The following is a 19,853-nucleotide window of genomic DNA, read 5'->3' as shown; positions in this document are numbered from 1 at the left end:
AAAACATCGATATTTTTTAGATCTGCTCGCAGTGATTACTGATCATTGTTTGGCTAATAGTTTATTTACTATTCAGACCGTGGGTAATCATTTTTGCCATTCCGGCACCAATTTCTTTGGCGGTCATAATACCGTTCGGTAAGAACCAGTTGGATGATGAATTTACCATTCCAATAATGCTGTGAGCAATAAGGGCCGGAGGGAGCGTCGATTGAATTTCGCCGTCCTCAATTCCCTTGGAAATCATCCGTTTTACAATCTCAAAGTATTCCTTTGAAAGTTGTTTGTTGGTAGCGAGCCACTTCTCATTTTTTGGATCGTTTATTTGGCTGATTTTTTTCAAGTCTTCCTGAACAAGAATGTAGAAAAACGGGTATTTTTCTTCAAAGGACGTCATTAGCAATTCAATCAATTTTGCAATTTTCTCGAGTGAAGAAATATCTTCACTTTCTACAGCTTTAGCGTCTTTGATGTTATCTGTCACGGCGGTAGAGAAGATGTTTTCAAACAAATCCTGTTTTGATCCCACGTAGTAATAGAGGCTGGCTCTATCCATGTTGGCTTCTTCTGCAATATCGCTGAGTTTGGTGGCCAGAAAACCCTTGCGGTAAAACACATTGCCAGCGGCTTTCAAGATTAGGGCTTTTCTGTCAGTGTAAAGCGTGTTAGCTGATGCTGCGCGTGCGTCGCGTCGTGATTTTAGCTTGCTCATTTATTGGCGATCCTTTTTTTGCATTTAAACATTCAGCTTTTTATGGTTCAGATAAACAGAAATGTATGGCGGTTTTGCCATATTTTGCGATGAGGCATTTTAGAGGTTTTGCCTTCCTGTGTCATATTCTGCTCGTTGTCGAGGAAAAAAGCCTGTTCGTCTCAAAGAATTTAACTTTTTAAGTCTGTAATAGTTAGACCATATAGGTACCTTGCATAAAAAACAACACGCATGTTGATAAAAATCAAGGAAAAGTTATACTGGTTGAAAATGGAAATATTGGCGATCAGTCTGATAATAAAGTTTTTCAGTGGGGTCTAACCTTGTTAATGTCCGAGTATATGTAATCGAAGTCTTGAGGAAGTTTATGAGTGTTGTTGAATACGAAGTTACCAGAGGCGCGGCAAGGATAACAATCAATCGCCCTGAGCAGCGGAATGCATTATCAGATGAAGTTTTTGATGAATTGATAAGCAGCATGAACAAGGCCAAGCAGGATGCGAGAGTTCGTGTTGTTGTTCTGGCTGGTGCTGGTGACAAAGCCTTTTGTGCGGGGGGGGATCTGAAGTGGATGAATGCCGATGCCAATGCTTATGAGGCCCATTACGGCAAAGCCAAACTGGCGATGTTATTCCGAACCATGTGGGAGCTGGGTAAGCCAACTATTGCCAGAGTTCAGGGTTATTGTTTAGCGGGCGGTATGGGGCTTGCGTTAGCATGCGATTTTGTTGTTGCCAGTGACAATGCTCAGTTTGGTATTCCGGAAGTGAAAGTCGGGCTGTGGCCTTACATGATCACCATTCCCTTGTTGCATTCGCTATCGCCGAAAACTGCATTGAGACTGATGCTGACGGGTCGCAGGATTTCAGCCGAAGAGGGCCATAAACTCGGCTTTGTGTCGGATCTGGTTGCCCCGGAAATGCTGGACCCAACAATTGACGAGCTTGTTGATGAATTAAAAGCTGCTGCCCCGCAGTCGGTTGCTTTTGGGCGATCTGCGTTTTACACCGTGCTCAACGCAGATATGGAACCAAAACTGAAAATGCTGGAAGCGGCTTTATCTGTTAACTCTTCTTTTCCTGATGCGAAGGAAGGTATGTCGGCATTTGCCGAGAAACGTAAACCTAAATGGGAATCAGAAGAATGAAGCAGGAGCAGTTAGGTGTTAATTGGGGGAAATGGGGTGAAGATGACGAACGAGGTGCGGCGAATCGGGTTACCCCTTTGGCTACAAAACGAGGCATCGCAGCATCCATTAGCGGTGAAGTTTTGTCGTTGGCTGTGCCTCTCAGCTCCTCTGGACCCGCTTTTGGTATGCGCTCGAAACCACAGCATTACATGACACGTGATGGCGGTGACTATGCTGCGGGCCACAAAGAAAAGGGATTTGGTTTTGCCGATGATGTGATCATGTTACCTACCCATGGTACGACACACATGGATGCGCTGTCTCATATATGGGCGGGCGGCAGAATGTGGAATGGCTACTCCTCCAACACCGTTACTAGCAAGGGTGCCAAAAAGTGCGGTATCGACAAAATGGGGCCTATTGTTACTCGGGGGCTATTTCTTGATTTTGCTGGCCCTGATGGTGTTAGCCAGTCGGATGATCACTCTATCAGTCTTGATGAATTAAAAGCAGAGTTTGCTCGTAGAGAGCTTCACGCGGAAGAAGGCGATGCCTTGCTGATTCGAACAGGCTGGCTTAAGCGCTGGCGTGAAGGGGAGGCTACCGTGCAGAAGTGGGCAGGTTTGAACCCCGAGTGTGCACAGTGGATAGATGAGCAAGGTTTTGCACTTATTGGTGCGGATAACATAGCGGTGGAATTCGGTCCTTCGCCTTTGAAATGCAATGCGGCCCCTATGCATGTAGAGCTCATGCGCAACCGAGGGGTGGTGTTTATGGAATTGCTCGATTTCGAGCAGTTAGCGACAACAGGCCGCTCGGAATTTATGTTTGTGGTTTCTCCTCTGCCGATTGTCGGTGGTGTTGGAAGCCCCATTAACCCGGTTGTCGTTCTGTAGTTGGGCTGTGTTATGAATCCCTCGAGGAAAATTAAATTCTGCGAGCTGCTGCTAAGAGATGGTATTCAGGGCTGGCCAACCGTGCTGTCAACCGCTGACAAGCTCGCCCTGGCAAATGCCATTGACCAGTCAGGCGCTGCTGAAATAGATCTCACCTCTTTTGTGCCGTCGCATATCGTTCCACAGTTTGCCGATGCCGAAGACCTGTTGGCCGGTTTTCAGGGCACTGCCGAAATCCGGGTGTTGACTGTGAATATTAAGGGTGCCGAGCGGGTCGTTGAAGCACATAACAACATCAGAAAAATAACAACTTGCGGCATGCCCCTGTCCGCCAGTGAAAAACATAATATTGCGAATTTACGTTGTGATCATGCGACACACAAAGAGCGGTTGAAAGCCATTGTAGAGGTGTTAGGTTCTGCTGGAATCAATCCCATGGTCTGCGTTGCAACAGCGTGGGGTTGTCCTCTTGACGGCGAAATTGCGCCGGACACAGTGCTCTCTCACGTTGCCTGGTTAAAAAGTGTCGGTGTTAATTCGATTATGTTGGGGGACACTACCGGCATGGCTGATCCGGCGAGAGTTTCGACGTTGTTTGGCCTTTTAATCAAGGAATGGCCGGACACTAATTTTATTGCCCACTTTCACGATAACCGGGGGTGTGGAATTGCCAATACTCTCGCGGCCATAGATGCCGGAGTAACAGCTGTTGATGGTTGCCTGGGAGGACTTGGGGGTGAGCCAACTTCGGTAGAGCAAGGCGACGTTGGGGCCAGTGGCAACGTTGTGAGCGAAGACTTAGTGAGTGTGCTTAACCGAATGGGTTTCGATACCGGTGTGAATTTGGAGCGTTTTTTGGACGTTGGCGAGCTAACAGAAAAGGTGATTGGTCGACACTTGTTTAGCAAAATACAACGGGCGGGATTGATTTCATCCGCTGCTAGTGCTGATGTTAATTAGTGGAATGAATTATGGGTGAAGTACATTTTAGTGTTGAAGATCATATTGCACTTATCGTTCTCGATAATCAGAAAAAACGCAATGCAGTAGACCCCCCAATGCGTGAAGGGCTTGAGAAAGCCTACGAGAAAATCATCAAAGATGATGATATCAGGGTGGCTGTTATTACTGGTGCGGGCGACAAGGCGTTCTCTTCCGGTGGCGATATTGATGCTTATGCCGATAAAGGTGTATTCGGCCCAGGTGCCGAACCCTTGCCGCCGATCCCCCGTCCGTGGCCAATCTGGAAGCCGTTTATTGCAGCCATTAATGGTTATGCGGTAGGTGGTGGATTTGCGCTTGCGTTGGCTTGCGATCTTCGAGTGGTGGGCAGAAGCTCAACGATTGGCTTGTCAGGTTTGCGGCGTGGTGCCGTACAAGGCGCCCAGCAGTCGCAACGCCTGACGCGATTGATCGGCATGAGCAAAGCTTTGGAGTTGCTGTTACTGTCTAAATATGTCGGTGGCGAAGAAGCTGCCGAAATCGGTCTGGCACAAGCGGTTGTGGATGATGACCAGGTGTTGGCTCATGCCATGGGTTGGGCTACAACCATTGCCAGCTATAGTCCCTGGGCTGTGCAAAAAACCAAAGAGCTGGCTTACCAGGGATTTAATATGCCGCTGGATGAAGCATTCGCCTGGGAATCTGAGGTCACTTTAGAAGGGTATCAGCGGGATGATGCTCTGGAAGGTTTTACCGGTTTTTTAAAGAACAAAAAATAACTTAATACTTAAATTGAGGAGACTGAAATGGGGCGTTTGTCTGGAAAGGTAGCAATTGTTACTGGAGCTTCGCAAGGCATGGGCGCTGCTCATGTGAAAATGATGGTTGAGGAAGGTGCGAAAGTCATCATGACCGATATTAATGATAAGGACGGTCAAGCGCTGGCTGACGAGCTTGGTGAAAACGCATTGTTTATTAAACACAATGTGGCATCTGCCCAAGATTGGGCAAAGGTGGTTGAGCAGGGTGAGGCGAAGTTCGGAACGATAAACGTGCTGGTAAGTAATGCCGGATTACTTGGCCCGGTTGCGGATATCCAAGGGACCTCCGAAGATGAGTTTCAGAAAGTCTGTGATGTCAACCAGCTGGGGGTTTTTCTGGGTATGCAGGCAGTGCTTCCATCCATGGAAAAGGCCGGTGGTGGTTCTATTATTAATGTTTCTTCTATTGCTGGTATCGCTGCTGTTTATGGTGCGCCTAACATTGCTTATGTGGCCAGCAAATTTGCTGTTCGTGGAATGACCAAGCAAGTGGCGATTGAGTATGGCCCCAAGAATATTCGGGTTAATTCTGTGCATCCCGGCTTTATCAAAACACCGATGATGGCGGCGGCAACCAATGACACCGGGGGCAAGGCTACTTCCATGATTCCCCTGTCGAGGCTTGCTGAACCATCTGAAGTTTCTAGCTTGGTTGTATTCCTAGCTTCTGACGAGTCCTCCTTTATTACCGGAACGGAACAGATTATTGATGGCGGCATGCTAGCCCATTGATGCTGTGATGAAGTTTAGTGGCCGCGGTTTATCCGTGAGTTGTTAGGGAATACTTATGCAACAAAACTCCACACCTGGCGCGGAGCAATATTCAGACCGACCATTAGTCTCTTTTGCTAATAAGGGGGTCTGGATATTTGTTGGTATTGATCTGGCAATATTCAGTTTGTTTTTTCTTGTGTTTCTGACAGAAAAAGTCGCGGCCCCCGACCTTTTTGGCCAGTCTCAACAGTCGCTGAATGCGACGATTGGGTTTGTAAACACCATTATTCTGATAACCAGTTCCTGGTTATTAGTTCAGAGCTTGAGGGCAATGGGGTCCTGTGCTGCGAAGGCTCGTTTGTTACTTGCGGGTTCGATGTTATTTGGATTGCTGTTTGTTGCATTTAAGTTATATGAGTACTACGAAAAGTTTTCTGCCGGTATTAGCCTCGTTGAGAACACGTTTTTTACGTTCTATTTCCTTTTAACCTTTATTCATTTCTGTCATGTGATTGGTGGGCTAATTGCATTGCTAATGGTTTTTAACTGGTTAAAAAGCGGGGCTGATAAACGAACGATTAGCACAGCTGAAAGCATTGGTATTTACTGGCACATGGTTGATTTGTTGTGGATTTACCTATTTCTTGTTTTGTATTTGTTGAGGTGAGGCTATGACTCTTCACAAGCTGATTGATAATGCGATACTGGTTTGGGCGCTGCTGGTCGTTGTTACACTGTTGACTTGGGTGTTAGTGGAGGAAAACCTCACCGACGTTGCTATCTATATCGTCATTATTTTGTCCTCTGCAAAAGTATATTTGATCGGTGTTTCCTATATGGAAATATTCCGGGCAAACCATATTTTTAGAAACTTCTATCATATCTGGATATTGTTAGTTCTCTTGATGATTGGGGCTTTTAAGTATGTCTATTTTTGAGTGCTGATTCGCCAGCCTTTGTTTATATCCCTCTCCTTCGTGCTATCTGCATAAAACATTCATGTAGAATAAGTTAGCAGCCTATTGTTTATTATGTTTTTATTTTTTTAAAAGCTATATATAACAGATAGTTATAGTGTATTTTTTTGTTTTCAATTATACAACACTTATGTTGACACAAAATATTAACGATGCTATTGTTTTTTCAGCATGACGTTCGCTTGTGCACGTGAATAATAATTAGAGGGGTAAGTTATAAATGGATACTAAGAAAACACACCAATCATTATTGAAAAGTGGTTTGTTGTTGTCTTCCCTGTCAGTCGCTATTTCGGGGATTGTCGGTGCTCAGTTGGCACACGCTGAAGAGGGTGAAGCCGGAGCAAAGCGGTCTATTGATGAGGTGGTTGTCACTGCCCGTCGCAAGGAAGAAAGTTTGCAGGATGTTCCTATTGCGGTGTCAGCTTTTGGAGCAGAGCAAATCAAGCAACGGGGTATAGATACAGAAGCTGATTTACAAGTGAGCACACCGGGTCTGCAGGTTAGAGTCACTAACTCGTCTAATCAGCTGAATTATTCTCTTCGTGGGCAGACGGTTGACTCATTTTCCAATTCACAGCCCGCAGTACTGGCTTACGTCAATGAAGTTCAAACGACCGGCGTTTCGGCCAGTTCATTCTTCGATATGGAGTCGATTCAGGTGCTGAAAGGCCCTCAGGGAACCCTGTTTGGTCGTAACGCTACTGGTGGAGCGGTGCTTTATCAGGCGAAAAGGCCTGAAAATGAGTTTGGCGGTTATGTCACTGCAGGTATTGGCAGTTTTGATGCGAGGGAGTTTGAAGGTGCGGTTAATATTCCGTTGACGGATGAGCTGGCGATGAGGGTGTCGGGGCTGCGTCGAACCCGTGATGGCTGGCAGGACAACCTCTACAACGGCGATGAGCTGGCAGAGGACGATACCGAAAACGTGCGTCTGAGTTTGTCTTTTAATGGCGATCGGTTGCAAAACCATTTTATGGGTTATTACGCAGAACATCGTGGGAAAACCGAAGGCTTGAAAGTGCGTAATGCCTATGAGTGTTTATCCATTGTGGGCGGAGTTTGTGCACAAGGTGAGCCGAACCCCAATAATCCCAGTATTGACGTAGGTGATTTGCTGTTTGCTTCTTTTTTATACCCTGAAGGTGTTCTGTTGGCACCCGGGGCGCTTGATGATAACCCCAGATTACTGGAGCTTGGTCAGCAAATGGGCTTTACCGGCTTCGGCAGTTATGTTGACGCGGCAAATGCCCAGCTTGACTATGACGAAGTGATTAATAATGAATCCAATGACAGCGTTATTAATCAAAAATTGTTTACCAATACAACGGTGTTTGAAATCAGTGATTCAATGACGTTGAAAAATATTATTGGTTATAACGTTAACGAGTCTTTTCAGTCTACGGATGTGGACGGTTCTCCTTTCATGTTGCTGAAAATGGGTAACGAAACAGATACCGGTGCTTTTGGTAATGGCTACCAGTATAACTATGATCAGTTTTCCGATGAGCTTCAGATATCTGGAGATTTGTTTGGTGGTGACCTGAGCTACATTGCTGGTGTGTATTACTACAAAGAGAAGTTTGAAAACAATATTCCTTTGAAATTTATTGCTGATTACACCACTGACCCTTTTGGTCCGGAGTTTACCTATCATGCTGAAGTGGAAGACGAATCCAAGTCGGTGTTTGCGCAGGCAACTTACGCACTGACTGAGGCGTTGAATCTGACTGTTGGTGGTCGTCACACGTGGGAAGAAGTGACTATTCAGCATAAGTCTGATAGTGCCTATTTTGGTTTGGTACCGCCAAGCTCGACGATTAAGGTTGATCGCCCCAGCTGGCTGATCTCATTGGATTATCGTATCAATGAAGAAAACATGGTTTACCTGGCGCATCGCGGTAGCTGGCGCACCGGTGGTTTTAACCTGACCAGTATCAATGTAACACCCAATGGTATCGTTCCAGATTCATTCAAACCTGAAAAAGCCCAGGATATTGAGGCAGGATGGAAGTTTTCGGGTGACCTCGCTGGTATTCCGGCACGTATTAACGTTGCAGCTTACAAGCAGGTGATTGAAGATGTGCAACGTACTGTGTACCTGCAGATCACTTCCCTGACCGGTAATGTGGAAGAAGCTGAAGTGAAAGGGGTTGAGATTGATGCTCAGTTTGACCTCACGGACTGGTTGGAAGTGGGTGGTGCTTTTGCCTACACTGATGCGGAATTTACCAAGCCCCTGGGTGATGTGGTGGGTTACAACTTCGAGTTTGGACCATATGCAGATGCTCCTGAGTACCAGTGGTCTGTCTACTTCATGACACAGACTCATCTGGATGGACTTGGTGACTTGACCTTCCGTGGTGATTACTACAGTAATGATGATACGTACTTTAGTAACTTGAATGATTCCATTGGCCCAGGCACTGAGTTGGATAGCTATGAGCTGCTTAATTTCCGTGCTTCATTGGCAGATATAGCGGGAACCGGTTTTACAGCTGTTGCTTTCCTGCGTAATGCCACGGATGAAGAGTATGAGCGTGGCGGTTTGCCATTAGCTGGTGTGACAGCAACCAACGCTACCATTATTGGTGAGCCTCGCACTTGGGGATTACAGGTTACTTATAATTTCTAAAATAGTTAAATTACTGATCAATGAATGAAGTCCTGGTAACGGAAGTGGTGTAATTTTAAGTACTTAATATTTCGCCACTTTTGGTTACCGTAAGTTGAATTGATTATATGCCCTCTGCGATTTGGAGGGCTTTTTCCTACTAGCTGGTGCTGTTTTAGCCCGGCTTTTGGAGCATAAGGGAGTTGCAACGGTTTGCGTTACCTTAATGGTGGCAGCTCCTGCTCATTTTTTTAAGCTGGTATGGTAGGGTGCCATGTTCAGTGTAGGGCACCATTTTTATGAGTTTTGCGCGTAACTCCGTGCAGAAAGTTCAAAATTTGAACAAATTTTTTTTAAAATAAATAAGAGGTATGGATTATGAATCCGTTAACTAAAAATACGTTGACTATCGGCTTTGCATGGTGCGGGCCGGTTTTTGTTATTACCTATTTGATTTTCTGGATTGGCTTTGGTCACAACGCGCCGCCACCGAATTTTGTTGATATGACCGGTGCTGAATTGATCGCAGAGTATTACGGCAAGTTCAATGACCATATCAAGATTGGTATGGCGGGCAGCACTGTTGTTGGGCTTCTTTATGTTGCCTGGTCGATGGTACTTGCCGATATTATGGTGCAGAACGGGGGCAGCTCTGTTTTTAGCAACCTCGAGCTTGCCGGCGGTATTTTAACTGGCTGGTTGTTGGCATTCTGCCCGGCAATTTGGCTGTCTTGTGCGACATTTGTTGGTGTTGTTGATCCTAACGTTATCAAAATGGTGCATTCTTTCACGTGGTATATCTACGATATGACTTACTGGATCACGGGTATGCAGCTGTTGGGCATTGGTTTTTATACAATATTTAATCACGAGCAAAAAGTCTTCCCAACATGGGCAGGTTGGGCAGCCGTAGCAGTTGGTGTGATATTCCTGCCATTAACATTGATTGCTTTTGTGCCAACAGGGCCTTTTGCGGTTGGTGGTAGCTGGAATTTCTTTATTGTTTTTGGCACTTGGGGTTTTGCATTTTTCTCGGTATACAGTTATTGCGTGCTGAAAGAATTGTACCGTCAGCGTTCAGAGTTGCGAGCACAGTACGTTACTCAGCCCGCTTGATTTCGTTCTTTTTTGCAATAAAAGGGCAAGCTGTTGTTTAACGGTTTGCCCTTTTTCTTATCCCCCCAACTCTCATCTGAGAGCTATTATTTATTTTCTTCTGGTACCGGTTCTATCGGTGTTCTTTCACGTTTATTTGGGCTGAAACAGGTTTTTGGCCAAACAAATTTCTTGGTATGCCTTTCCTTATTTTGGTTGTAAACGTCGATTTCTTTATTAATTATTTTTTATAAAAGAGAGTAATAGCTCGCTTAATTAGGTGTTTTTTTTCATTTCAGGACTAAATTTACACTTTTTTATAAATTGATATTTTAAATTACTATAAAAAACATTGGCTTACTTGGTTTTTGGTTTTTTTGCAGAAGTTGACATGCAACATAAATGTTGTTAATTTTATTTGCGAGCAACTACTCGCAAATAAAATTAGAGGTTAATGGGCGCGTTGACCAGCCAGAGTGCTAGCTACTGGTGCCTGTTGACTGCAAAGCTAAGAAGCTTGTCTTACCAAATAGAGGGGAATAACTATGTCTGCGCTTTCCAGCCAGTCAGGGGTTGATAGTTCTAAAACCGTTCAGCATTTTGACTCCATTATTATTGGTGCGGGGTTTGCCGGTATTAGAGCTGCTTACGAAATGCGTAAGCTCGGTTTAACGGCTTCCGTCTTTGAACAGGGCAGTGATGTTGGCGGCACCTGGTATTGGAATCGTTATCCTGGTGCACGCACGGATACTGAATCCTGGGGTTATTGTTTTTTCTTCTCTAAAGAGCTCAATGACGACTGGGATTGGCCGGAACGTATGCCGGGCTGGCAACAGGTTCAGGAGTATATGAGTTACGTGGTGGACCGTTTGGACTTGCGCAAAGACATCCAGTTCAATACTCGTGTGAAATCTGCGCATTACAACGAAGATAATAATCTTTGGACGGTTGTGACAGAGCAGGGAGAAGTTTACACCTGTACATACTTTATCAGTGCGATGGGATGGTTCGAGGTTCCGTGCAAACCGGATTTTAAAGGAATCGACAGTTTTGAAGGCGAATGGTATTTGCCTAGTCGCTGGCCAAAAGAGCATGTGGATTTTACCGGGAAGCGTGTTGGTATCATTGGCAGTGGTTCGACTGCTGTACAAATTTTAACAGCAGTTGCTAACACGGCTGAGCATGTAAGTATTTTTCAGCGTACACCAAATTATGTAATGCCTGGTCGTAATTATCCGGTGGATAGTTACGAGAACGAGTTCAAGAAAAATAATTTCGAAGCCATTATCGAGCAAACCCGAAAGCAGGTTTTTGCATTTCCCATGGATGATGCGACGGTAGCTTTCGATGATGTTGATGCCGAAGGTCAGGAGCGTATTTTTGAGGCGGGGTGGGAAGCGGGTGGATTTCGATTTATTTTTCAGACATTTTCAGATATCACCACGAATGAGCGTGCAAACTCCGCGGCCTGTGAATTTGTGAGAAAAAAAATTCGCAGTATTGTTAAAAACCCTGAAACGGCCGAGCTTCTGTGTCCTTATTATCCTATCGCATTGAAGCGGCCCCCGGTCTGTAATTTCTACTATGAGTGTTTTAACCGGCCAAATGTTGAGCTGGTTGATGTCAGTACAACACCTATTGAAGAAATTTTGCCGAATGGGGTTCGCGTCGGTGATTGTGAACATGATTTCGATATTCTGATTTTTGCTATGGGTTACGACGCCGTTACTGGTCCGCTTATGAATCTTGACGTGCGTGGGCGCGGTGGACAGACGGTCGCCGAGAGCTGGTTGCATGGTCCTCGTACCCATCTTGGTATGGCGATAGATGGTTTTCCTAACATGTTTATTCTTACCGGGCCACAGACGCCGTTTTCAAATGTCCCGCCTGTGACCGAAGCGGCCATGACCTGGATAGGTAAAGCGATTACATACATGAAGGAGCAGGGCTTTGATTCTATTGAAGCAAAGCCTGACGCTGTTGCTGCCTGGGGCAAGCTCATGCAGGATTTGGTGGATACAACATTAATGCGAGATGCCGCATCACTTGGTTCCTGGTTTATGGGGGCAAATATTCCGGGCAAACCCCATTCGGTGTTGTTCTATTTTGGTGGAGCTGAAGGCTATTTTAACGAGATAGACAAAGAAGCCGACGAATCCTTCCCTAATTTTTCTTTTTCATCTGCCAACCAAAAAATGGCTAGAGGTGCCTGATGACAGACGTGATTTATCCAGATTACACCAGCCTGAAACTGGACTGGCCGATTGAGCGTGTGCTCCGAATTACTATCAGCAGAGGAGCGATGAATTCAATGGATTATGAGTTGCATCATGATCTCGGTGGGATCTGGCGGTTGATTGATGCTGACCCCAATGTGAATGCCGTTATTGTTACCGGTGAGGGAAGAGCTTTCTCCGCCGGTGGTGAATTTGACATGGTTGATCGCATTATCAGTGATCATCAATTCCGTATGCAGATGTGGAAGGATGGCCGACAGCTGGTCGAGAACATGTTGAGCTGTGGTAAGCCGGTTGTTTCTGCGATTAATGGCGCAGCGGCGGGCGGTGGGCTGGCGGTTGCATTACTGGCAGATATTTCCATTGCCAGTAAAACCGCAAAACTGGTTGATGGGCATACTTCGTTAGGCGTGGCAGCGGACGACCATGCTGTCGCCATATGGCCTTTACTGGTGGGTATGGCCAAGTCGAAATATTACTTGATGCTTAACGAGCCGCTAACCGGTCAAGAGGCTGAGCGAATAGGTTTGGTCAGTATGGCGGTTGAACCCGAAGAGGTGATGGAAAAAGCATTATCGGTTGCCGGGCGACTGTCAAAAGGTGCTCCGGATGCCATTCGTTTTACAAAGCATGCACTGAATAATTGGATTCGCTCGGCGTGGCCCTCATTTGAGGCCTCCCTCGCTTTTGGCATTCTCGGTTTTACCGGCCCTGAAGCCAGAGAAGGGCTGGATGCTCTGAAAGAGAAAAGAAAATCAAACTTTGATCCGGAGTCTCATGTTTAGAGCATCCGGTTCAGGCTGTGTCAGCTAAAAGTCTTATGTTTAATTGAATCGAGTATCAAAAATGACAAGCAATAAAAGAACTTACATTGTAACCGGCGCTGCTGGTGGTATCGGTGGAGCTACTGCCGAAAGGTTATTAAAAACCGGCGCCAATGTGCTGGGAACCGATATTAGCCAGCGCCGCCTCGATAATTTAGTTGATCGAACCAGAGAGCTTCCTGGCAATCTGGCCATAATACGTGCTGATATTACCGGCGAAGCGGCAGCCAAGGGGGTTGTTGAAATGGCCCTGGATACTTTTGGTGATCTTCATGGAATTGCTAATATTGCCGGTGGAATGGTCAATATTCACGGTGCTTCAATGGATATTCCTCTGTCCGCCGCCGACCTGGATTATTTCCATCAGACATTCGCTTTGAATGTTGATACCGCTTTACTGATGTCCAAACATGCGGAGCCTTATTTTGAGAAGCAAGGCTACGGAAAAATAGTTAATACCGCGTCAATGGCCGCGTTTGCCAATCATCATGAGTTGGGTGATCTGGCTTATAACCCGGCCAAGGCCGCTGTTGTTGCATTGACTCAAACGTTGAGCTTGTTACTGGGCCCGAAGGGTATTCGTGTCAACTGTATTGCTCCCGGGTTGGTCAAGAGCGACAAAGTGAAAGAAACCTTCGGTCAGGGCTTTGAAGATCGACATATTGCGATCACAGCTCTAGGGCATCTCGCGACAAAACAGGATTTAGCCGAGGGGTTTGCTTTTTTTCTGGAGCCTCAATCGGATGCTATTTCCGGCGAGGTACTGCGGGTTTCTGCCGGGTTTAGATAAGTGGATATGAAAGCAATTGAGCCGGAATTTGTAAACCGAGTTGAACTGGTTATCAAGGCTGCTAATCCGGCGTATGAAAATCTGGTGGTAACGAATTTGCAGCGCGCCTTTGGTGGCAATTCGCGTCTGGCTTGGTCGTTGGATATTGCCTTTGAGCATGGTGGCCAGCTTACGCAAATACCCTGTATTTTATTGAGTCAGGTTCCGGGTCGGCATGTAGATTCTGATACCTGTGCTGAGTTTTCTGTTTTGCAAGCGTTGACCGGGCGGGGGATAAGTACGCCCGGCGCCATCGCATTGGACGCAGATGGTTTTATCAATGGAGCACCTGCAATTGTCATGGAGCGGGCAGAAGGGGAAGCCGATGCGGTCAAGTTTTTAAGGGATATAGATGGCTCGTCTCAGGCGTTAACAACTCAACTGGCAGAAAAAACAGCAGACCTGCATAATTTTGATTGGCGATCGGCAGGTTTGGTCGCAGAAGAGAATAGTGTTTTAGGGCAGATCTTGCAGTGGGAAAACACGTTCAGGGAAAACCGCCAGGAGCCTCACCCGGCCATCGTTTTTCTTTTTTCATGGTTAAAGGGAAACCTGCCGGAACCTGCCCGGTTGAGCCTGGTACATGGAGACCTGAGGCCTGGAAACTTTCTTTATCAAGGAGACCAAATTACCGCTATTCTCGATTGGGAAATGGCGCACATTGGTGATCCGGCAGAAGATATCGCCTGGATATACAGGGAGTTATGGAGCCCTTCCCGGTTCCTGTTATTGGGAGACTTTCTCAGTATTTACAGCGCTCGACACGGATTTGACCCCGGGCAGAAAAACGTCATTTTTTATCGAATTTTCAGTGAAATTAAATTTGCTGTTATCTCATTGACGGCGTCCAACTCTGTAGCACAGGGGAAGTCGTCCAATATGCGTCATGCCGATCGTGCGGCAAAAGTTCCTCAATGTCTTGAACTCTGTTTTGAGTTTATTGACTGTTTTAGCAAGGCGGCAAATCATGCTGTTACCTAACCCAGGACTATTAATAAAAAGCCTTCGTTCGAGCTTGAAGAGCGAAGTTTTACCAGCGCTTGAGAAAGGGGCCGCTTTTCGGCAGCTGAAAGCCTCGCTGCATTTACTTGAAAGGCTTGAAAGAAGCTGGGATCTGTTTCCTCAGCATGTTCAGCAAGATAACACTGATCTGGAAAAAACATTGATTGATGTGTTGGAGAAGCTGGTTGCCTCAACGGATAAGACAAGCTTTGACGATTTATTACAGCAGCTGAAAGCCATACCTGAGGTGAACAAAGTTGTTAAAGGTATTAATGACCCTGTACTTAATCTTGCTGCACAGAGAAATTTTGCTTTGCAAAATCTTCTTGAAGAGGTTCAAGGGGAGCTGGACAAGTTTGAATCAGACAAAAAATTAAAAAACGCCTGTGAGCGATCTCTGAATGAGCTATATCGCCGGATGGTTGCGCGGGATGCTATCTATGTCGGTGATAAACCGCTGATTACTGAGAAAGATTAAAGACGTTCGGAGTATTGCCATGACCTTAAATCAAGCCGATAAAGCGGTTGAACAACAGCAGTTGTCTCAAGGGCGTATCTACGGGATTCCTGTGAGGGTTGCCGAAATAAATGAAGAGTCTGAGGGGGTGATCTCAATCACAATGTGCTCCGAAGATGGTAATGACTTGCCATCGTGGCAAGCAGGTGCACATATTGATTTGGTTATTGACGACCAGTTGGAGTTGGTAAGACAGTATTCACTTTGTGGGAACCCTGCAGACAAAAAGTCGCTAAAAATAGCTGTGCTCAGGGAGCCTCAAAGTCGAGGTGGTTCCGAAGCATTGCACACCAAACTTAATGTCGGTGACAAACTGACAGTTAAGGGGCCGCGCAATCATTTCCCTCTTAACGACGCAGATAATTATCTCATGATCGCCGGAGGCATAGGTATTACGCCAATGTTGCCCATGCTGAGAGAATTAGAAAAAACCGGTAAGAACTGGACAATGATGTACGGTGGTCGTACCCGGTCTTCAATGGCATTCCTTAGCGAGCTCTCGCAGTACGGGGATAAGGTAAAAGTCTGTCCGGAAGATGAAGTTGGCTTGCTTGATTTGAATAATTATATCGGTTCTCCGAAAGAGGACACTGTTGTATACGTTTGCGGCCCTGAAAAGCTGATCAGTGCAGTGGAAAAGCAATGTGAGGATTGGCCGGAAGGGGCGCTGAATCTTGAGCGTTTTAAACCGGTTGAAATTGCCCCTGTGGGTGGCGATGTCGCTTTTGAGGTGGTTCTTCAGCAATCGGGTGTCAGTATTCAGGTAGAAAAAGATGAATCTATTGCTGACGCGGTAGAGAGAGCAGGATTTTATATTCCCAGGTCTTGTGATGAGGGTACTTGTGGCACCTGCATGACCAGAATTATTGAGGGAGTGCCAGAACACAGGGACTCTTTTTTAAGAGGCAAAATGCGGGAAGAGAACAAATACATCATGGTTTGTTGTTCTCGTGCCAGCTCCCCAAAACTAGTGTTGGATGCATAAGAATAAGAGGATGACGCAGTGTCATTAGGCAGATTCGGCGAGTTACTCAATGGCCCTCATATAGCAGAAGGGTGGCAGTTAAAAACACTGGTGCAGCCGTCACGACTGGTGGGCGCTAACGGTATGCGTTTCGGCCCTGATGGACGGCTGTATGTGGCCCAGGCATTTGGTGGCCAGATTTCTGCGTACAACCTGGACACGAGCGAGACTCAAATTGTATCGGGTGCAGATGGCCAGATTATTGCGCCGGATGATTTAGCTTTCGACTCCAAGGGTAACCTGTTTGCTACAGAAGTGATGAGTGCGCGGGTAAGCGCGAGGCGAGCTAACGGCGATGTTCAGGTCATTGCCGACAATGTACCGGTAGCTAACGGTATCGTGGTACACAATGATCGTATTTTTATGAGTGAGTTTAATCCGGAAGGGCGGATTCTCGAGCTGTTTGCCGATGGCTCTGCACCACGGATTATTGCCAACAATCTAATGATGCCGAATGCGCTTTCTATGGGACCAGACAACCACCTTTATTTTCCTCTGGTGCCTTTGGGAGAAGTGTGGCGAGTGCATGTTGATGGGGGGCAGCCGGAACGGGTTGCCGGTGAATTTAATATTCCCACTGCCGTTAAGTTCTCGCCCGATGGCAATCTGGTTATTGTTGAATCGGGTACTGGTGATGTTACGTCTCTGGATGTTTTTGGCGGTGGGCGCTCGCGATTGGGCCGCACCGCTTTTGGTATTGATAATCTTGTTTTCTCGGCGGATGGCCGGCTATTTGTTTCTCACTTTACCGATGGTGGGGTGGTTGAGATCACCACCGAAGGTAGCGAGAAGCAGTTAATTCCCGGCGGTATGCTTGGGCCTTTTGGTCTTGGCATGAATGCGGATGGAAAACTGGTAATCGCGGATGGTATGAGTATTGCCACTGTGTCATCCGCGGGCCTGGTGAGGCGGCCTGCAATGTTACTCGAGCATGGATTTCCCGGTTATGTTCGTGGTATCGCAGTCGAGGGTAGTGGCTCCTATATTTGTAGTAATAGCGCGGGTGTGATTGCTCGTTACCAGCCGGGAGCTGAAGCTGAAATTATTGCCTCTGAACTAGATGAGCTTATGGGCGTCAGTATTTTACCTAACGGTAATATTGTGGTGGCCGAAGCCGGAGCGGGCTCCGTGTTGGAAATTGACGGAGATAATACCATCAGTCATCTGGTGCAAAGCCTTCAGAGGCCAACAGGAGTGCATGCTTGTGACGATGGCTCAATCCTTATCACTGATGCCGCCGATGGTAGGGTTATCAGGCTCAAGGATGGTGTGACAGACGTATTGCTGGAGGGGCTTAGTGAGCCGCATGGCATTACGGAGATCAAGGGTAATATCTTCGTCGTAGATCGTGGCAGTCATCGCCTTATCAGGTTTGACTCCCACGGGGGTGACATAGAGATTGTTGCCCATCAACTGCCGGTTGGTATTAGTGGTGAGATGAGGGTGAATACCTTGCCGGGTATTAAAGACCTGATGCCTGGACCTCTATTGCCGTTCTCTGATTTGGTTGCGATGGACAATGGCGCTATTTGCCTCGGCGGAGATGAAGATGGCAGTATTCTGATGATCCAGCATTCCCTTTAGGTGTTGTTCTCCTGTAAATACATTCTACTTTCAACACGTTTGTTGTCACAATTTGGAGCAAATACGATTAAAATACCTTCATGCCGTTAATGATCATTGAAGGAGAAAGTCGTGCCCCGGAATTATTTTAACCTTGAAGGTAAAGTTGCGCTGATAACCGGTGCCTCCAGTGGTTTGGGTGTTCACTTTGCCAATGTGCTTGCGGCTGAGGGCGCTACCGTTATTCTTGCCGCCCGTCGAGCAGAAAAGCTGGCCGAGGAGGTATCTTCGATTAAAAGTGGGGGCGGTAAAGCCTGTTCTGTTGAGATGGATGTTGCAAAACCGGATTCCGTGCGCTCGGCATTTGAATGGATTAGCCATGAATTCGGGGCTATCGATATTCTGATCAATAACGCAGGTGTTGCCAGCGAACCAAAGAAGTTCCTTGATACCGATGAGGAAGATTGGAAGTGGGTTATGGATACCAACCTTGACGGTGCCTGGCGTGTGGCCAAGGCGGCTGCTGAAAATATGATTGCGGCGGGTAGGGAAGGTGCAATTGTGAATATTGGCTCTATTTATGGTTTGAAAACCGGCGCCTTAAAAGTGGCTTACAACGTATCCAAGGCCGGAGTGGTGCAACTGACCAAATCGATGGCCGTGGAGTTATGCAGAAAGAAAATACGGGTTAACGCACTGTGTCCGGGTTGGTTTAAAACCGACATGAATAATGAATATTTTGAAACTGAAAATGGCAAACGCTATGTTCAGGGCATTCCCGCAAGGCGGCTGGGCGAGTTGGATGATCTCACGGTGCCGCTACTGATGTTGGCAAGCGACTCGGCTGCGGCCTATGTGACGGGCAGCTGTATTACGGTTGATGGAGGTATTGCCGAGTCACCAATCTAGGCGTTGAAAACTGTTTTGCGGTTAAATTAATCCAACGCCGATACGCGCCAGCGGCGCTACCAGTTCTCCCATTTTATGGGCTTTGTCACTCGAAGCGTTGCCATCAATAGCTCGTTTTTTCACGCCTTGTAAAATAGCGGCAAAACGGAAGGCGCTGAAAGCAACGTAGAAGTTCCAGTGTGGGATATTGTCCAGCCCCATTCGCTGACAATAACCTGCCACGTACTCCTCTTCAGAAGGAATACCGGTAGCGCTGCGATCTATTCCCCCCAGCCCCTGAATTTCTGCATCGTTATTCATGCGCCACTGCATGCACTGATAAGCGAGGTCAGCAAAGGGGTGGCCAAGTGTTGATAACTCCCAGTCTACAAGCGCTAGTACCCGATTTTCGGTTTTTGAGAACATCATATTGTCGAGACGGAAGTCGCCGTGAACCAGGCTGACACGGCCATCATCTGCCGGGGTATTCGCGGGCAGCCAGTCTATCAGGCGGTTCATATCATCAATTTTATGGGTTTCACTGGCTTGATATTGTTTGATCCAGCGGCTGATCTGACGCTCGTAATAGTTGCCGGGCCTGCCGTAGTCACTCAGCCCCGCAGAATTGATATCAACACTATGCAGGGCGGCTAAAACCCGATTCATTTCGTTGTATATTTCGGTTCGGTCTGTGTTATTCAAACCCGGAAGCGCCGGGTCCCATAAAACACGGCCATCGATGTATTCCATCACATAAAACATGCTGCCGATAATGGTGTCGTCATCGCATAGCAGGTAGGTTTTGGCAACGGGCACATCGGTAGCCTGAAGTGCGCTCATCACTTTAAACTCGCGATCCACCGCATGGGCAGATTTCAGCAGCTCACCGGGCGGCTTTCGCCTGAGTACGTATCGGCCGCTGGCGGCTTCGATCAGGAAGGTTGGATTAGACTGCCCTCCAGAGAACTTGGTGGCAGTCAGCGGGCCTGCAAATCCTGACAGGTTTTCTGACAGGTATTCGGCGAGTCTGTGTTCGTCAAAGCTGGCGGATAATGTCATGGCTGTTTCC

Annotated in this window: 19 protein-coding genes; 17 read left to right on the top strand and 2 right to left on the bottom strand. The window is 46.8% G+C overall.

The annotated features are described in order from the left end of the window. Positions 1-61: 61 nt before the first annotated feature. Positions 62-712: a TetR/AcrR family transcriptional regulator gene (locus H7A02_07770; GenBank protein MCP5172144.1), complete on the bottom strand. Its 651-nt coding sequence runs from the start codon at positions 710-712 to the stop codon at positions 62-64. 367 nt (positions 713-1,079) lie between these two features. Here H7A02_07770 and H7A02_07765 point away from each other — a divergent pair, with 367 nt between their 5' ends. From H7A02_07765 to H7A02_07685, 17 genes are all read left to right on the top strand, one after another. Next, positions 1,080-1,859, top strand: a complete 780-nt coding sequence (locus H7A02_07765) for an enoyl-CoA hydratase/isomerase family protein (GenBank protein MCP5172143.1) — start codon at positions 1,080-1,082, stop codon at positions 1,857-1,859. Further along, positions 1,856-2,737, top strand: a complete 882-nt coding sequence (locus tag H7A02_07760) for a cyclase family protein (protein ID MCP5172142.1) — start codon at positions 1,856-1,858, stop codon at positions 2,735-2,737. Before H7A02_07765 ends, H7A02_07760 begins: the two co-directional genes overlap by 4 nt. 12 nt (positions 2,738-2,749) lie before the next feature. Continuing rightward, positions 2,750-3,697 (top strand): hypothetical protein, encoded by a 948-nt coding sequence (locus H7A02_07755; GenBank protein ID MCP5172141.1) that lies wholly within the window; start codon positions 2,750-2,752, stop codon positions 3,695-3,697. Positions 3,698-3,708: 11 nt separating this feature from the next. Beyond that, the gene (locus tag H7A02_07750; protein MCP5172140.1) at positions 3,709-4,458 is read left to right on the top strand and encodes an enoyl-CoA hydratase/isomerase family protein; all 750 of its coding nucleotides are present in this window, start codon (positions 3,709-3,711) and stop codon (positions 4,456-4,458) included. Between the two features lie 27 nt (positions 4,459-4,485). Further along, a complete protein-coding gene (locus H7A02_07745; GenBank protein MCP5172139.1) occupies positions 4,486-5,232 on the top strand; it encodes a glucose 1-dehydrogenase in 747 nt (248 codons plus the stop codon). 55 nt (positions 5,233-5,287) lie between these two features. Continuing rightward, positions 5,288-5,881 carry a cytochrome c oxidase subunit 3 gene (locus tag H7A02_07740; GenBank protein MCP5172138.1) on the top strand — a complete coding sequence of 198 codons (594 nt, stop codon included), beginning with the start codon at positions 5,288-5,290 and terminating at the stop codon, positions 5,879-5,881. A 4-nt stretch (positions 5,882-5,885) separates the two neighbouring features. Continuing rightward, the gene (locus H7A02_07735) at positions 5,886-6,152 is read left to right on the top strand and encodes a cytochrome C oxidase subunit IV family protein (protein ID MCP5172137.1); all 267 of its coding nucleotides are present in this window, start codon (positions 5,886-5,888) and stop codon (positions 6,150-6,152) included. Between the two features lie 259 nt (positions 6,153-6,411). Next, positions 6,412-8,826, top strand: a complete 2,415-nt coding sequence (locus H7A02_07730) for a TonB-dependent receptor (protein ID MCP5172136.1) — start codon at positions 6,412-6,414, stop codon at positions 8,824-8,826. A 357-nt stretch (positions 8,827-9,183) separates the two neighbouring features. Then, the gene (locus H7A02_07725; GenBank protein ID MCP5172135.1) at positions 9,184-9,921 is read left to right on the top strand and encodes a hypothetical protein; all 738 of its coding nucleotides are present in this window, start codon (positions 9,184-9,186) and stop codon (positions 9,919-9,921) included. 524 nt (positions 9,922-10,445) lie between these two features. Further along, positions 10,446-12,113 (top strand): NAD(P)/FAD-dependent oxidoreductase, encoded by a 1,668-nt coding sequence (locus H7A02_07720; GenBank protein ID MCP5172134.1) that lies wholly within the window; start codon positions 10,446-10,448, stop codon positions 12,111-12,113. Continuing rightward, the gene (locus tag H7A02_07715; GenBank protein ID MCP5172133.1) at positions 12,113-12,922 is read left to right on the top strand and encodes an enoyl-CoA hydratase/isomerase family protein; all 810 of its coding nucleotides are present in this window, start codon (positions 12,113-12,115) and stop codon (positions 12,920-12,922) included. The genes H7A02_07720 and H7A02_07715 overlap by 1 nt, the downstream gene beginning before the upstream one ends. A 61-nt stretch (positions 12,923-12,983) precedes the next feature. Further along, entirely contained in the window at positions 12,984-13,751 is a 768-nt protein-coding gene (locus H7A02_07710; protein ID MCP5172132.1) for an SDR family oxidoreductase, read from the top strand. Beyond that, positions 13,752-14,771: a phosphotransferase family protein gene (locus H7A02_07705; GenBank protein MCP5172131.1), complete on the top strand. Its 1,020-nt coding sequence runs from the start codon at positions 13,752-13,754 to the stop codon at positions 14,769-14,771. It begins immediately after the preceding gene. Beyond that, a complete protein-coding gene (locus tag H7A02_07700) occupies positions 14,758-15,270 on the top strand; it encodes a hypothetical protein (GenBank protein ID MCP5172130.1) in 513 nt (170 codons plus the stop codon). Before H7A02_07705 ends, H7A02_07700 begins: the two co-directional genes overlap by 14 nt. Before the next feature lie 19 nt (positions 15,271-15,289). Continuing rightward, positions 15,290-16,294: an oxidoreductase gene (locus tag H7A02_07695; protein MCP5172129.1), complete on the top strand. Its 1,005-nt coding sequence runs from the start codon at positions 15,290-15,292 to the stop codon at positions 16,292-16,294. Between the two features lie 18 nt (positions 16,295-16,312). Continuing rightward, positions 16,313-17,917, top strand: a complete 1,605-nt coding sequence (locus H7A02_07690; GenBank protein ID MCP5172128.1) for a gluconolaconase — start codon at positions 16,313-16,315, stop codon at positions 17,915-17,917. A gap of 111 nt (positions 17,918-18,028) precedes the next feature. After that, the gene (locus tag H7A02_07685; protein MCP5172127.1) at positions 18,029-18,805 is read left to right on the top strand and encodes a glucose 1-dehydrogenase; all 777 of its coding nucleotides are present in this window, start codon (positions 18,029-18,031) and stop codon (positions 18,803-18,805) included. Between the two features lie 21 nt (positions 18,806-18,826). On the opposite strand, the gene H7A02_07680 is transcribed toward H7A02_07685, so the two are convergent. Beyond that, positions 18,827-19,843 (bottom strand): phosphotransferase, encoded by a 1,017-nt coding sequence (locus H7A02_07680; GenBank protein ID MCP5172126.1) that lies wholly within the window; start codon positions 19,841-19,843, stop codon positions 18,827-18,829. Positions 19,844-19,853 lie beyond the last annotated feature (10 nt).

It is taken from the genome of Pseudomonadales bacterium (assembly GCA_024234435.1).
In the GTDB taxonomy this organism is placed as follows: Bacteria; Pseudomonadota; Gammaproteobacteria; order Pseudomonadales; family Porticoccaceae; genus JACKOF01.
This window is presented reverse-complemented; position numbering and strand designations above follow the sequence as displayed.

What these genes read in the sequence shown, in the direction of transcription:
- H7A02_07745 (MCP5172139.1), top strand. Translation starts at nt 4,486, where the DNA reads ATGGGGCGTTTGTCTGGAAAGGTAGCAATTGTTACTGGAGCTTCGCAA.
- H7A02_07720 (MCP5172134.1), top strand. Translation starts at nt 10,446, where the DNA reads ATGTCTGCGCTTTCCAGCCAGTCAGGGGTTGATAGTTCTAAAACCGTT.
- H7A02_07760 (MCP5172142.1), top strand. Translation starts at nt 1,856, where the DNA reads ATGAAGCAGGAGCAGTTAGGTGTTAATTGGGGGAAATGGGGTGAAGAT.
- H7A02_07730 (MCP5172136.1), top strand. Translation starts at nt 6,412, where the DNA reads ATGGATACTAAGAAAACACACCAATCATTATTGAAAAGTGGTTTGTTG.
- H7A02_07700 (MCP5172130.1), top strand. Translation starts at nt 14,758, where the DNA reads ATGCTGTTACCTAACCCAGGACTATTAATAAAAAGCCTTCGTTCGAGC.
- H7A02_07715 (MCP5172133.1), top strand. Translation starts at nt 12,113, where the DNA reads ATGACAGACGTGATTTATCCAGATTACACCAGCCTGAAACTGGACTGG.
- H7A02_07770 (MCP5172144.1), bottom strand. Translation starts at nt 712, where the DNA reads ATGAGCAAGCTAAAATCACGACGCGACGCACGCGCAGCATCAGCTAAC.
- H7A02_07735 (MCP5172137.1), top strand. Translation starts at nt 5,886, where the DNA reads ATGACTCTTCACAAGCTGATTGATAATGCGATACTGGTTTGGGCGCTG.
- H7A02_07755 (MCP5172141.1), top strand. Translation starts at nt 2,750, where the DNA reads ATGAATCCCTCGAGGAAAATTAAATTCTGCGAGCTGCTGCTAAGAGAT.
- H7A02_07725 (MCP5172135.1), top strand. Translation starts at nt 9,184, where the DNA reads ATGAATCCGTTAACTAAAAATACGTTGACTATCGGCTTTGCATGGTGC.
- H7A02_07765 (MCP5172143.1), top strand. Translation starts at nt 1,080, where the DNA reads ATGAGTGTTGTTGAATACGAAGTTACCAGAGGCGCGGCAAGGATAACA.
- H7A02_07740 (MCP5172138.1), top strand. Translation starts at nt 5,288, where the DNA reads ATGCAACAAAACTCCACACCTGGCGCGGAGCAATATTCAGACCGACCA.
- H7A02_07695 (MCP5172129.1), top strand. Translation starts at nt 15,290, where the DNA reads ATGACCTTAAATCAAGCCGATAAAGCGGTTGAACAACAGCAGTTGTCT.
- H7A02_07680 (MCP5172126.1), bottom strand. Translation starts at nt 19,843, where the DNA reads ATGACATTATCCGCCAGCTTTGACGAACACAGACTCGCCGAATACCTG.
- H7A02_07750 (MCP5172140.1), top strand. Translation starts at nt 3,709, where the DNA reads ATGGGTGAAGTACATTTTAGTGTTGAAGATCATATTGCACTTATCGTT.
- H7A02_07710 (MCP5172132.1), top strand. Translation starts at nt 12,984, where the DNA reads ATGACAAGCAATAAAAGAACTTACATTGTAACCGGCGCTGCTGGTGGT.